11 protein-coding genes are annotated in these 13,058 nt (G+C 70.1%); 8 read left to right on the top strand and 3 right to left on the bottom strand.

All coding sequences use genetic code 11. From position 1 onward, the window contains the following. Window positions 1–894: 894 nt before the first annotated feature. On the bottom strand, window positions 895–1,485 hold the full coding sequence (locus GZ998_RS03770) for a YbaK/EbsC family protein (RefSeq protein ID WP_219109072.1): 591 nt from the start codon (window positions 1,483–1,485) through the stop codon (window positions 895–897). A 239-nt stretch (window positions 1,486–1,724) separates the two neighbouring features. On the opposite strand from GZ998_RS03770, the gene GZ998_RS03765 reads away from it, so the two are divergent. Next, a complete protein-coding gene (locus tag GZ998_RS03765) occupies window positions 1,725–3,185 on the top strand; it encodes an NAD(P)/FAD-dependent oxidoreductase (RefSeq protein ID WP_219109071.1) in 1,461 nt (486 codons plus the stop codon). A 96-nt stretch (window positions 3,186–3,281) separates the two neighbouring features. Continuing rightward, on the top strand, window positions 3,282–3,743 hold the full coding sequence (locus tag GZ998_RS03760) for a tRNA (cytidine(34)-2'-O)-methyltransferase (RefSeq protein WP_162679521.1): 462 nt from the start codon (window positions 3,282–3,284) through the stop codon (window positions 3,741–3,743). A gap of 57 nt (window positions 3,744–3,800) precedes the next feature. On the opposite strand, the gene GZ998_RS03755 is transcribed toward GZ998_RS03760, so the two are convergent. Then, the gene (locus tag GZ998_RS03755) at window positions 3,801–4,376 is read right to left on the bottom strand and encodes a YbhB/YbcL family Raf kinase inhibitor-like protein (RefSeq protein WP_161923938.1); all 576 of its coding nucleotides are present in this window, start codon (window positions 4,374–4,376) and stop codon (window positions 3,801–3,803) included. A 163-nt stretch (window positions 4,377–4,539) separates the two neighbouring features. Here GZ998_RS03755 and GZ998_RS03750 point away from each other — a divergent pair, with 163 nt between their 5' ends. Both GZ998_RS03750 and GZ998_RS03745 read left to right on the top strand, forming a co-directional pair. Next, on the top strand, window positions 4,540–5,568 hold the full coding sequence (locus GZ998_RS03750; protein ID WP_219109070.1) for a hypothetical protein: 1,029 nt from the start codon (window positions 4,540–4,542) through the stop codon (window positions 5,566–5,568). Then, window positions 5,532–7,199 carry a DNA polymerase Y family protein gene (locus tag GZ998_RS03745; RefSeq protein ID WP_219109069.1) on the top strand — a complete coding sequence of 556 codons (1,668 nt, stop codon included), beginning with the start codon at window positions 5,532–5,534 and terminating at the stop codon, window positions 7,197–7,199. Before GZ998_RS03750 ends, GZ998_RS03745 begins: the two co-directional genes overlap by 37 nt. On the opposite strand, the gene GZ998_RS03740 is transcribed toward GZ998_RS03745, so the two are convergent. After that, a complete protein-coding gene (locus GZ998_RS03740; RefSeq protein WP_161923940.1) occupies window positions 7,190–7,915 on the bottom strand; it encodes a phosphatase PAP2 family protein in 726 nt (241 codons plus the stop codon). The genes GZ998_RS03745 and GZ998_RS03740 overlap by 10 nt on opposite strands. Window positions 7,916–8,095: 180 nt before the next feature. Here GZ998_RS03740 and GZ998_RS03735 point away from each other — a divergent pair, with 180 nt between their 5' ends. The 4 genes from GZ998_RS03735 (at window position 8,096) to GZ998_RS03720 (ending at window position 13,020) form a co-directional block, all read left to right on the top strand. After that, window positions 8,096–8,719: a thymidine kinase gene (locus GZ998_RS03735; protein ID WP_161923941.1), complete on the top strand. Its 624-nt coding sequence runs from the start codon at window positions 8,096–8,098 to the stop codon at window positions 8,717–8,719. Between the two features lie 117 nt (window positions 8,720–8,836). Next, window positions 8,837–9,565: a SatD family protein gene (locus GZ998_RS03730; protein ID WP_161923942.1), complete on the top strand. Its 729-nt coding sequence runs from the start codon at window positions 8,837–8,839 to the stop codon at window positions 9,563–9,565. Further along, window positions 9,562–10,248, top strand: a complete 687-nt coding sequence (locus GZ998_RS03725) for a hypothetical protein (protein WP_219109068.1) — start codon at window positions 9,562–9,564, stop codon at window positions 10,246–10,248. Before GZ998_RS03730 ends, GZ998_RS03725 begins: the two co-directional genes overlap by 4 nt. Before the next feature lie 309 nt (window positions 10,249–10,557). After that, complete coding sequence (locus GZ998_RS03720; RefSeq protein WP_308807153.1) at window positions 10,558–13,020, top strand: HNH endonuclease; 2,463 nt, start codon at window positions 10,558–10,560, stop codon at window positions 13,018–13,020. The last annotated feature ends 38 nt before the right edge of the window (window positions 13,021–13,058 follow it).

The following is a 13,058-nucleotide window of genomic DNA, read 5'->3' as shown; positions in this document are numbered from 1 at the left end:
GGTGGGACTGCGGCGCCGCAGTCCCACCACCGAACCAAGCGGAGTAATGCGAGCCCGGTTGAACTCCCGTGGCCCTGAACCGATCGTCGTCGATTATGGGGTTCTTCGTGTTTGTGGGTGTGGGGACAAGGGCTCGGGTTGTTGTGTGGTGGTCGTTGTCGGGCCGGTGCCCTGGTGCGTATGCCGTTGCGGGGCATGTACGGGTCGTTGAGGGATCGACCGGCGTCGTCGACGCACTATCGGTTGCCCCGGTTGGAGCGTCATCCTGCGGTTGGACTGCCGTAAACGCGCTGTCAGACGGTCCGAGTGAGGAAACGCGGGGGGAGGCTGTAGGCCCGGGGGATCACTGGAGGCCCCGGTGGGCGCCGGAGACGGCGTCGGGTTGGCCGCCTCGGCCTCTGCTGCGCCGGCTGGACGTTAACAACGCTACTTTACGGCCTGCTGTATACCCCAGGGCCCTTCAGCAGACGGTTAACAGGCGTTGTTAACCCCGAAGTGGCGTTGCAGATGATCCCGCGTCTGCCCCTTCATCAGGTAGCGGCGACGACCCGCCGTGAACGGCAACGGTTCGCGGGGATACCTGACACACCGCTGTGGGAGACGCCCAAGCGTCGGGGCCAGATGACGAACCTCCCGGTCAACCCGCGAACCACCGCCCCGAACACATGAACCCGCCGCCCGGAAACACCGCGCCTCCGTGCTTCGCCGCGCACCACCGCCATGCACCCCGCATCGCACAACCCGGACCCGCACACAACCACCCGACGAACCGCCACCCATCACCCCATCAACCCGCCAACCCTCAAACACGAAGCGCCCGTTCATTTGCGCTTTGGCGTTCTTGCAAGTGGCTGGGCTTTTATGTGTAGGCGAGTTGGCTGGGCGCCGACGCGATCAAGCGGGGGTGATGCCCAGGTTCTCTATCACCTCGGCGCCGGGCAGGGCCGCCAGCAGTGCCCCGGGCACCAGCGGCTTGGAGTGGCGCACGCCGGAGCCGATGAGCATCGTGTCGCGCGCGGCCACCTGTGCGTCGAGCAGCAGCCGCCAGTCGGCGGGCAGACCGACCGGGGTGATGCCGCCGTAGGCCATGCCGCTCATCTCCACGGCCTGCTCCATGGGCAGGAAGGAGGCCTTGCGCACGTCGATGAGCTGCTTGACCAGGTGGTTGACGTCGGCGAAGTCGGTCGCCCGCACCACGCAGGCAGCCAAGCGTCTTTCCCCGGAGCGCTTGCCCGCCACCAGTACGCAGTTGCCGGTGGCCTCGGGGTTGAGCGAGTACTCCGCGTTGAGCGTATCCGTGTCGGACAGGGCGGGGTCGATCTCAACCACCTTCGCAGCACCCGCCAGGTCCCGACCCGCATCGGTGGCGGCGAGGGCCTGCAACGCCGCTGCCACGGGCTGGGCGAGCAGGTCCGTGCGCTCCAGGGCGGACTGCCAGCCGAGCGTCTCGGCGAAAACATCGGCGGGCTCACGCAGCTCGGTCATACGGCACAACCTCTCAGTTCTGGGCGGTGGGAGGAGTCCTCGCCAGAGGAGAACTCCACAGGGAGTCTACGGCGGCGTCGATCCATGGTGGTGAGCAACAGCGGGAATGAAGCGTGCCATGCACGGCGTTGCCACCTGCGACAGCAACCGAGCGAGGCGCGTGCGCCTCACGAACACCGCCGCGGACCGGAGGCCCGAGAGGGCGTGGGGCCGGCCACGGGAAGACCGAGGTGAAGTAAATGGGCGGCACCAACACCATCGTCACCGCATCCGGGCAGGTTCAAGAGGTAGACCTGCTCGTCGTCGGCGGAGGCAAGGCGGGCAAATCACTGGCCATGCTGCGCGCCCGCAAGGGCGACGACGTCGTCATGGTCGAGCGCGACAAGGTCGGCGGCACCTGCATCAACGTCGCCTGCATCCCTACCAAGACCCTCATCACCTCCGCCCGCGTCCTGCACCAGGTGCAGGGCGCGGCCGCCTACGGCGTGGCCCTGCCCGAGCTCGGCGCCGACGACTCCAGCTCCCGTGATGACACCGCCCTGCTGACCCGCGCCCACATCGACCTCGCCGCGCTGCGGGCGCGCAAGGAGGGCGTCGTGGGTGGCATGGTGGCGGCCCACGAGACCATGTTTGCCGACTCCGGGATCGACTTCGTGCGCGGCACCGCGCGTTTTGTGGCCCCACGCACCGTGGAGATCGCCACCGCCGACGGCACCGTGCGCCGGGTGCGGGGCCGGCGCGTCCTGATCAACACCGGCACCACCCCGGCCGTCCCCGATATCCCGGGCCTGGCCGACGCCCCCTACTGGACCAGCGAGGACCTGCTCAGCCTGCCCGAGCTGCCCGGGCACCTGCTGATCCTCGGCGGCGGAGTCATCGGCGTGGAGATGGCCTCCCTGATGGGCATGCTGGGCGTGCCCGTAACCCTGCTCCACTCCGGCGAGCACGTGCTGAACCGGGAGGACGCCGACGTCGCCGCCGAGGTCACCGCCGGGCTAGAGGCCCTCGGTGTGGAGGTCCTCACCGGCGCCCGCGTGAGTGCGGTGCGCTCCTCCGCCCGCTCCGGCCCCGTGGTGGTGCGTACCGAGGACGGGCGCGAGGCGACCGGCTCGCACCTGCTCGTTGCCCTGGGACGGGCCCCGGTTACGGCCGGCCTGGGCCTGGAGACGGCCGGGGTGGAGCTGACCGAGCGCGGCTTCGTGCGGGTGGACGACCACTTGCGCACCACCGCCGACGGCGTCTACGCCGCCGGGGACGTGGCCGGCACCCCCATGTTCACGCACGCCTCCTGGAATGACTTCCGCGTGCTGCGGGACCTGCTGGACGGCCGCGAGGCCTCCACCGCGGGCCGGGTAATCCCCTGGAGCGTGTTCGCCACCCCCGAGCTCGGGCACGTCGGCCTTACCGAGGCCCAGGCCCGGGCGGCCGGGCACAACGTGCGCGTCGCCAAGACCCCCACCGCGGCGGTGCCCCGTGCCAAGACCCTGGGCACCACCTCCGGCTTCTACAAGCTGATCATCGACGCCGACACCGACCTGATCCTCGGTGCCGCGATCATCGGTGAGAGCGCCGGGGAGGTCATCACCGCCGTCCAGGTGGCCATGCTCGCCGGCATGCCCTGGCAGCAGCTGCGCGACGCCCCCATCTCTCACCCGACCATGGGGGAGGGGCTCAACATCGTCCTCGACTCGCTGGGCTGACCCGGCTTTCACCGCCCTGTCGGCGCTGAAAGCCGACGGGGCGGTGGCAGTATCGATGGCAGTATCGGTGACAGTATCGGTGGCAGTATGGCCCGCGTGCTTCACGTCGTCTTCTTCGAGCCCCGCATCCCGGGCAACTCCGGTGCCGCTATCAGGCTGAGCGCTAATACCGGGGCCATGCTGCACCTGGTGGATCCCCTGTTCGACATGGACGACGCCAAGCTGCGCCGCGCCGGGCTCGACTATCACGACCTGGCCCGCACGCGCGTACACGCCACCTGGGAGGAGTGCCTGGAGCAGGTCCCCGGACGCATCTTCGCCTTCACCGCCCACACCACCACGCTCTACACCGACATCGCCTGGCGCCAGGATGACGCCCTGCTCTTCGGCCCCGAACCCACCGGCCTGCCCGAGCCGATCATGAACCACCCGCGCGTCACCGGGCGGGCCCGCATCCCCATGCTTCCCGGCAGCCGCTCGCTCAACCTGGCCAACTCAGCCGCCGTGGGCCTGTACGAGGCCTGGCGCAGCCTCGGCTTTCCCGGCAGCACCGTGTGAGGTGTCCTCCAGGATGGCCACGCAGTCCCGGCGGCCGGTGCGAGCAGGCGCGGAGTGCTACCGCGACTCCTGGAGGAACGGGGCGGCACCGGGCTCGCCCGGCTGGGAGTAGGTGACGGTAAGCAGGGCCCGGGCAATGGCGTGGGTGGAGCACTGGGCGGCCACGGTTGTCGCCGAGGCGTCGTCATCCAGGCCCAGGGTGTCCACGTCCAACGCATGTACGGCGAAGATATAGCGGTGGTCGCCGTCGCCCGCCGGCGGATAGGGGCCGGACCAGGCATGCGTGCCCGAGTCGTTGGCGGCATGGAAGGCCGCACCATCCAGCTGGAGGTCGGATTCGCCCACGCCCTGGGGCAGGGAGGTGACCGACACGTCCAGGTCCTGCACCGTCCAGTGCCACCATCCGGCCGGAGAGGGGGCGTCAGGGTCGAAGCAGGAGACCACGAAGGAGCGGGTCGCGGCTGGGAACCCCGACCAGTGCAGCTCGGGGGAGATGTTCTCGTGCACTGCCGTGAAGCAGTCGGGCATGCGCTCACCCTCCACTAGATCAGTGGAGGCCAGCGTGAATGAGGGGAGCGCGGGAAGCGAGTCATAGGGGAACGGTGGGCGCGGGCGGGTCAGATCAGCGGTCATGGCGTCCTCCTTAGGCGGGCGGAGTCGGGGCCGGCCTGTCGGCCGGGGTGATGCCCACCACTGTAGACGCGGACCGAGGAGGATTCGTGTCGGCGACCGGAGTTACGCTTGCAACAACACATCGAACAGGTGTTCGATAGATGTCCTGTTGGGAGGAGAAGTCATGGGGTACAGCCGTCGGGGCGCCTATGAGTCGGGAAGCACCTCGCGCGCGGACCGCCTCGCCGCGGCCCGGGAGGCCCTGACTCGCGCCGAGTCCCGTGCGGGCCTGCACGATCAAGCGGCCAGGCGGATCACCCGAGTGCTGGCCGACGCCGAGCGGGGGGCGCCAATAGCCGGTGCCACCGCGCTCGCGGCATCGGCCTCCCTCGCGCAGGCGGGGGAGCCGACGCCGGAGTCACTCCTGCCAGTAGGCGCCGATGCCGCCGGGGTGGTGACCCTGACCGGATCCACCGGGGCGCTGCTCGCCCTGGCCGCACTCCAGCAAGGCAGGAGCGACTGGTGCGGTGTAGTCGGCTGCGAGGGACTGGGCTGGTGTGCCGCGGCCGAGGCCGGCCTGGATCTTTCCCGGGTACTAGCCGTACCCGCTGCGGACCTGCCCCCCAATCTGCTTACGGCAGCCCTCGGGGCCCTGCTGGACGGCGTCGCCGTCCTTCTGGTCTCTGCCGCCGCAGCATCCCGCCTGCTGGCTGGTGACCGCCGCACCCTCCTGGCCCGGGCTCGCGAGCGCGGCTGCCTGATCCTCACTCCCTTCGCCTGGGAGGGGGCCCGCTTCCTGGAGGCCGAGCCGGATGACTACGACACCGGCCTGCCCGCTGGGCTCACCGCGAGGCAACCGTCTCCACCGGCCTCCCGGGAGCCGCCTCATACCGGTGTTCTGGTGCCATTGCACAACCACTTGCACAACCACTTGCACGACCACTTGCAGGACCCGCAGCCGCAGGAGATGCGCGGCGGCTACCTGCGGCAACTGGCCTGGAACCTGCATGACCGGCGGCGTCCCGGCCGGGCCCGCCTAGTACTGGATGACACCGGCGTGCAGCTGGCGCCCGTACCCGCGCGGCCTCAGGCCCCCGTACCGGTTGCGCCGGCAGTACGACCGCGCCTGGTTGTCGTAGATCCGGTCACGCCACAGGACCCTCGAGAGGAGGAGGCATGGACCTTGCCGGAGAGCCGCGCGCGCCACGGCTGATCGCCGTATGGGTGCCCGATTGGCCCGTCGTCGCCCTCACCCTGGACAGGGGCGAACGACCAGAGGTGCCCGATCCCGCCCTGACCCCCGTTGCCGTAGTGGGCGGACGCGGTGTCATAGCCGCCTCCGCGTCCGCCCGTTCCGCCGGAGTCACCCGCGGCATGCGGCTGCGTCTTGCCCGCTCCCTGTGCCCCGGGCTCATCGTCTTACCGCCACAGCCTGAACGGGAGGCACGGGCCTTTGAAGCCGTTATGGAAGCTCTTTCCGAGCTCCTCGCCGAGCCGCTTGTCGCCCGTCCTGGGCTGGCGCTGTCCACGGTCGCCGGCCCGGCCCGGTGGGCGGGCGGGGAGGAGCCGCTGGCCGCCGCCCTCGTCGAGGCGGTAGCAGCCGGACCGGGAGTCGAGTGCCAAGTCGGGGTGGCCGACTCCCTCCTCGGCGCCATCCTGGCCGCCCGGCAAGGCATTATCGTTCCGCCCGGGACCGGACCTGAATTCCTTGCCCCCTGGCCGCTGGAGAGCCTGCTGCACGCCCTGGTCACCGAACCGGAGCGCCAGCGGGCAGGCCCACTTCTCGAGGACTTCGGCCGCCTCGGCCTGCACCGTCTGGGTGACCTTGCCGCGCTGCCCCGCCGCGACGTCGCCGCCCGCTTCGGATCCGAGGGGGAGCGCCTGCACAGACTCGCCTGCGGAAAGTGGGAGCCCCTGCCGCGCGCCACCCGCCCCGCAGCCGATGTCTCCGCCGAGGCGCGGCTGGACCCTCCCATTGCGCGTACCGATACCGCGGCCTGGGCCGCGCGCACCCTCGCTGAGCAGCTATCGGAGCGCCTGATCCGCCTGGGGATGTCGGCCGAACGCCTCCGCGTGGAGGCACGGTGCGAGGACGGGGCGGAACTGGGGCGCTCGTGGCTACTGGGCGCAACTCCCTCACCCGCCGAGCTGACCGACCGGGTGCGCTGGCAACTGGAAGGGTGGCTGGCGGGCCGCTCCGGACGCCCTCCCGCGGCACCCCTGACGCACCTGCGCCTGGTCGCCCTCGAGCTGGCCCCGGCAGGCTCCGCCCAGGCCGGACTGTGGAGCGCTAGCGGGGAACAGGCCGAGCGCCGGGCACATCGTGCCGCCGGGCGCGTCGAGTCCCTTCTCGGTGCAGGTTCTGTCCGCATTCCCGTGTCTCGTCCCGGGCGTGACCCGCGCTCCCGGGTCGCCCTCATCGGCTGGGGTGAGAGCCTCGAGGAGGTCCCGGGCTCCGCCCCCTGGGACGGCGCCCTGCCTTCTCCGGCGCCCGCCCTGGTTCCCCCCGAGCCGCTGCCCGCCCTTCTCCTCGATGCCGATGGGCGGGAGGTCGGCGTAGACCGCCAGGGGCAGCTGACCGCTCCGCCGGCCGGCGTGCGGCTGGAGCCCTCCACTGCGGGGAGTGCGCCGTCGCGGTGGGGCGCGGGCTGGGACGGTAGAGCGGAGGACTGGCCGACGCGGAGGCGGGTCCTGCTGTGGGCTGGGCCCTGGCCGGTTGATGAGCACTGGTGGCGTCCCGAGGGCGCGTCGCGGCGCGCCTACCTGCAGGTCGTCACCGATGCCGGGCCGCCCCTGCTGCTTGCCCGCTCGGGCCGCTGGTGGGTTGACGGCATCTACTCCTGAGAGCGTCCGGGGACAGCTGTGGGCGCTCGCGGACCGCCTCCGGCCGGGAGGCCGCGGGCGCATCGTCTAGTAGTGGTGAGGACGACGACGCCGACCACGCACAGCCACGCCAGGGCGATGCTCCAGCCGGCGAGCACGTCGGTAAACCAGTGATAGGCGAGGTAGATGCGTGACAGGCCCACCAGCACAATGACTGCGCAGGCCGTCGCCGTCGCTGCTGCCTTACGGGCCGGTGCCGTTGTGGAGAACAGCACGAAACCAGCCAGGACTCCCGCGAAGACCCCGGTGTTGAATGCGTGACCGGAGGGGAAGGACCAGGACGACGCGGGCTCGCCCAGCAGCAGGGAGGGATGTGGGCGCGAACGCGCGAAGGCGGCCTTCAGCAGCACTGTGAGCAGGGAGGAGCCGATCATGGCCCCGGCCAGTACCAGGGCGTGGCGCCGTAGACCGCGTAACAGGAGAACCGTACAGGTGACCGTCGTCAGTACCGTCAGCCCGAGCGTGCCTCCCAGGTACGTCAGTGCCCACGCCGCCGCGGTGACGAGTCCGTGCCGCAGGCTCACCGCCCATGCGGTGACCAGGGGATCGTAGGCGGCCAGTGAGTACCCGAATTCCGTGCTTACCGCAAGCCACACGAATACGGTGATCGCCGCCGTCGCCAGGAGGGCGAGCCGCGGCCGCAGGTCCCGCTGCGGGACGGCGATGGTCTGCTGCATGGAACGAGACCCTATAAGCCCACCCTTGGCAGCAGCTGTGGTGCTGCGCATTGATGACGGGGATGAGCTGGGGCGGATGCGGGCCGGTAGCATCGGGGCGGGCCGCCCCGTGTACGCGGGCGGGGGAGAGAAGCCGCGGAGAGGGCTCGCACCGCTCCGGGAGAGGACCTGGGTGCACGTATGGCCAAGCTCTACTTCCGCTATGGCGCCATGAACTCCGGCAAGACCACGGGGCTGCTGCAGACCGCCTACAACTATGAGGAGCGTGGGCAGCGGGTGCTCCTCGTCAAGGCCGCCATAGATACCAAGGGAGATGACACTGTGGTATCCCGCCTGGGGATGACCCGCCGTGTGGACTTGCTCGTCACCAGCTCCGATGACGTGCGCGCCCTTGTACGGCGTGCAGCTCTGGGTGAGCGTGCCTCCGACCTGCGGGTCAGTGCGCTTGAGGCGGTTGACTGCGTGCTGGTCGATGAGGCGCAGTTCCTCACCCCGGCACAGGTAGACCAGCTCATGGAGGTGGTGCTCATCGACGACGTCCCCGTACTGGCGTACGGGATCCGTACCGACTTCCGCACCCTGAGCTTCCCCGGATCGCGGCGCCTGCTGGAGATCGCCCACTCCCTGGAGGAGCTCAAGACCATCTGCCGCTGCGGGCGCAAGGCCATCTTCAATGCCCGCAAGGCGGGGGATGAGTTCGTGTTCGACGGCGATCAGGTGGCGATTGATGGCGTTGACGTCACCTATGAGCCACTATGCGGCAAGTGCTACCTGGAGGTCGGCGGCGTGCTGCCGGGGGTGTGAGTATCCGGGCAGGGCGTTCGGGCGGCGGTGCGCAGTCGGCGCCCAGAGCTGCCGGCTTGTGCTGAGCCTCCGAGAAGATCCTTGTAATGGGGGAAATACAAGCGATACCGTGGAGGCGTGGATGTCTCTTACGCCATCATCGCCGATATCGTCGGGTCCAGGCGGCTGACCGATCGCCGCGCCGCGCAGGCTACCTTCGTAGACGTGCTCACGCGGGCGGCCGCGGGGCTGGCGCTGCCGCAGCCGCCCGTCGCCACCGTCGGTGACGAGTTCCAGGCCGTCGCCGCCTCGTTGCCAGCTGCCCTGACGCTCACCCTGCGTGTTCAACTGCACTTGCCCGAGGGGCTGGCCCTGCGCTTCGGCATCGGTGCCGGATGGGTGGAGACGGTCTCCTCCGACGCCGGCGGTGCTGACGCTGAAGCCAGTATTCAGGACGGCACCGCCTGGTGGGCGGCGCGTGAGGCCATCGAGCAGGCGCACGCCGTGCAGGACTCGGGCCGCGAGTTCTGCCATACCTGGATGCGGGTGGCGCAGGACGCTGTCGTCCCGGGGGGCGCCCAGGAAGGCGAGGCGGTTGTCAATGCATTGCTCCTGCTGCGTGACCAGGCCGTCTACCGCCTGCGACCACGGCAGCGGCGCATGACCATGGCGCTCCTGGCGGGCGCGACTCAGGTCGAGGTGGCTCGGTCGGAGAAGGTCAGCCAGCAGGCCGTCTCCGACTTCTCCCGCGGGCCGGGGGCCGCCCTCATCGAGGCCCAAACCCTGCTCGACACCCTGCTCGTCACTCTGATCGACCCTGTCGGCGTGGCGCGTACGGGACAAATGCCGCCGGCGGTGCAGCAATGAGCGCGCTCGTGCTGCTGCTTACCGGGCTCGCCAGCACCCTGCCGGTCCTGGCGCGGCGAATCGTCGGCGAGGGACGCCCGGGGCGGCGAGCCGTAGCGATCGCCGTCGGGACCGGGGCGATCGTCGTTGTCGGAGTCATCCTCGCCCGGGGGCCGCTGGGGCTCACGGCCGCCGGGGTCGCGCTCGCCATAGCCGTCCCGGTGGGGTGGAGCGTATGGGAAATGCTTGTACCAACCGAGCGGGGCGAAGCGGCGGCGCTCATCGTGCTTGCCGTCGGCTGTGGGGCCTGTGCCGTGCTGACTGCCCCCGTTGGTACGCCGACGGCACGGGCATGCGCCGTAGTGGGTGTGGTCATTCTCCTGGGGGCGCCGGCGAATGGGCTGGTGTCGGCCGTCCTCAGTCTTGCACGTGGCTCCAATGCGTCCGCGGGCGCGCTGTCGCCGCTGGTGGTGGCGATGCGTGGTGGCCGTTGGATCGGACCGCTTGAGCGCATCCTCATCCTCTTGCTCGCGGCGGCCGGCGCACAGGCCGCGGTCGCAGCGGTCATCGCCGCCAAGGGCGTGATCCGCTTTCCCGAGATCAACAAGGATCAGGACGGTCGCAAGGCGGAGGAGTTCCTCATCGGCTCGATGACCTCCTGGATTCTGGCGGTGCTTGCTATCGCTGGGGTGTCGGTGGCCTGAGTCGGAGGGCGTCCGCGTGGCGCCGGGGAGGGCCGAACCGCTGCGGGGCCGCTTGAGGCGGCTTGCTGGGTGATGGGAGATGCGCGAGAAATGTGATGCGCATCTCGCAAGCGTGGGCACGTTGGTGGCTATGGGGGTCGAATTCGTGTCGGACCCCCGCGCTACTGTGTACATATGTTCGAAGGTAGGGGTGTTGAGAGCCGGCCCGCCCGGCGTGCCCGGGTGGGGCGGGTGACACCGCCTGCTGTCGCTAAGAAGCTGCCCGGGCCCCTGCCAGGTCCGCAACCGCGTCACCCGGCGGGACTGCGGGTGGATAGCGAGGCGGAGGGCCTGGTTGAGCGCCTGTCGGGGGTGCCGGCGGGCGCTGACCTGGCAGATCTGATTGAGGGCCTGCTGTCGGTGCTGCTAGTGCCTGCCCATCCGGGCGCCACCACTGATGATGCCGATGGCGCGGCGGACGCCAATGAGGTTTTGAGCATTCCTGATACCGACGCTGTGCTGGCTGCGGTCACTAGCCCGGCCGAGCGGACGCTGGCCGAGGCGGCCGGGCGGCTGGGTATGGACTGGGGACAGGGCACGGGGGCTGATGCGCTCGCATGTCTGGGTGGCCAGGTGCTCAGCGAGCTGGTGGGGGCCTGCCACCGGCTGGGTGCATGGGCGGCCTGGGCGGAGGGAGTGGCCGCCGCCTGCCTGACCCGGACGGCGGAGATGAACCGAGGCATCCCACCCTGGGGGCCAGGAGGAGAACTTGAGTGCCCGGTCACTGAGGATGAGCGGAGGTTCACCGCCAGCGGGGAAATCTCCGCCCGGCTAGGCACCACTCGCAGCAGTGCGGGCTTACTCCTGGATCGTGGCCAGGCCATGCTGCAACCCGAGTTCGCGGCCACGGAGGCCTTGCACCGGGCCGGCATGCTGGACACTTCTAAGACTGCCCTGATCATCCGCCGTCTACAGGGCGTCAGCCCTGACACGGCGGCAGCAGTGCAGGAACGGGTGCTGGCCCGCGCTCCACGCCGCACCTGCTCTCAGCTGGGGCGGGACATTGATAAGGCCCTGGCCTCTCTCGACCCCAAGGGCATCAGTGGTAGGCGCAGGCGGGATGAGGCGGGATGGCGGGTGACCCGTCCCCGCCCGGCTGGTGAGGGCACCCACGAGATGCGTCTGCTACTGCCGAGCCTGGACGCGCTGCTGCTGGACGCCACCCTGGACGCAATCGCTGCTAGCGCGCGGGCCGGCGGTGACCGTCGCACACTGTCCCAGTTGCGGGCCGATGCCATCACCGGCATGACCCTGCGTACCTTGCAGGGCAGCCAGAACCTGGCCTGCCGAACCGCAAACACCAGCAACGCCGGCACCTCCACCAGCGGTGACGTCGGCGTAGACGTCAACGGTGCCAACGGCGATAGCGTCAAAGACAAGGGCGCCAGCAGCTATGGTGCCAAGCACAGCTGCACCAGCGGCTATGGTGCCAAACACGGCTGCACCTGCGGCGACGGCACTGGTGATGACGCCCATGGCGATCCGCAGACGCCGACCGTAGCGGGTGCCGCGGTTCCTGCGCTCCTCACCGCCGCCGTCGGCGGGAGTGACCCTGCCCTTGGCGGGGTCGAGCAGGGGGCCGCGGGTCTGCTGCCGGATGGGGTGCCCTTGCCGGGCCTACTGGGGGCGCTAAGCAGCCTGGTAGAGCCATCCCGCCCCTGGTGGACGCCCTCCGGCCTGCGCCCCGTGTTTCCGCCACCTGGAATCACCATCAATGTTGACGTCACCGTGCCGTTGAACCTGATCCTGCCCGACGGCGGCGGGGAAAGTCCGCCCGCTGACAGCAGGAGCAGCCTGCCCGCTTCAGGTAGAAGAGAGGTGACCGCGGGCGGCGGGAAGGCTGATCCTGAAACTGCCGTTGGCAGCAGTCTGCCCGCAACTGGCGGCGGGAGCGCTCTGTCCGGTAGAAGCACCGGGACTCTGCCCGGCTCAGGCGTGTCCGGGGTATCTGAGTCGGCAGAGGTTGTGGTCGGCGCCGGCCGCATGGCGGTACCCGCCGCCACAGCCAGGGCACTAGCGGCCGGCGGCACCTGGCGCAGGCTGGTCACCGACCCACTGTCCGGGGCGGTACTGGACGTGGGGCGCACTCACTACCGACCCCCAGTCGGCCTACGCGACCTGGTGCAAGCCCGTGACCAGGAATGCGTCTTCCCCGGCTGCGCCACCCCCGCTGCCCGCTGCGACATCGATCATGTCGTTCCCTGGGCTGCCGGCGGTGCGACCAGCCTGAACAACCTCGCCGCCCTGTGCCAGGCCCACCACCGCCTCAAGCACGCCCCCGGCTGGACTCTCACCCGCCAGCACACGGATGAAGGCGATGCGGCGCTGATCTGGACTACACCCACCGGGGCCCGCTATCGCCGTACTCCCGACGGCACCATCACCCTCCTACCTCGCCGCATCGGGCCACGCCAACTGGCCATGCCCGCCCAGCGAGTACCCCAGCACCTGGCCGACGCAGTTGACGGTGCGGTGGTGAGTCGGCTTGAGCACGGCCTGGACCTGGCTGCACAAGCACAGCAGAACGACCCTGCCGACGGCTTCGCTGCTGCCACGGCCGCGGCGCCTGCCACTGACGCGGCCAGCCCCGCTCGGCCCTCGCGACCCCCCGAAATAGTCAGCCGTGGGCCTCGTCCCGGTCACCCCACCGGTGCCTTTGAAACCAAGCCCTTTCCCTACGCCCTCCACGAGCTGGGGCTGGCTCCACTGCTTGATCAAATTCCGCCCTTCTAAGCCACACCCCGGAGGGGCGGCGCAGGGCCCCGACTGCT

It is taken from the genome of Actinomyces sp. 594, from assembly GCF_019325145.1.
Lineage (GTDB): Bacteria > Actinomycetota > Actinomycetes > Actinomycetales > Actinomycetaceae > Actinomyces.
The sequence above is the reverse complement of the archived record's forward strand: the minus strand, read 5'-3'. Positions and strand labels throughout refer to the sequence as shown.

Coding starts and splice junctions, on each gene's coding strand:
- GZ998_RS03770 (WP_219109072.1), bottom strand. CDS start 1,485: ATGACCGAGCTGCGTGAGCCCGCCGATGTTTTCGCCGAGACGCTCGGC.
- GZ998_RS03765 (WP_219109071.1), top strand. CDS start 1,725: ATGGGCGGCACCAACACCATCGTCACCGCATCCGGGCAGGTTCAAGAG.
- GZ998_RS03755 (WP_161923938.1), bottom strand. CDS start 4,376: ATGACCGCTGATCTGACCCGCCCGCGCCCACCGTTCCCCTATGACTCG.
- GZ998_RS03750 (WP_219109070.1), top strand. CDS start 4,540: ATGGGGTACAGCCGTCGGGGCGCCTATGAGTCGGGAAGCACCTCGCGC.
- GZ998_RS03745 (WP_219109069.1), top strand. CDS start 5,532: ATGGACCTTGCCGGAGAGCCGCGCGCGCCACGGCTGATCGCCGTATGG.
- GZ998_RS03740 (WP_161923940.1), bottom strand. CDS start 7,915: ATGCAGCAGACCATCGCCGTCCCGCAGCGGGACCTGCGGCCGCGGCTC.
- GZ998_RS03735 (WP_161923941.1), top strand. CDS start 8,096: ATGGCCAAGCTCTACTTCCGCTATGGCGCCATGAACTCCGGCAAGACC.
- GZ998_RS03725 (WP_219109068.1), top strand. CDS start 9,562: ATGAGCGCGCTCGTGCTGCTGCTTACCGGGCTCGCCAGCACCCTGCCG.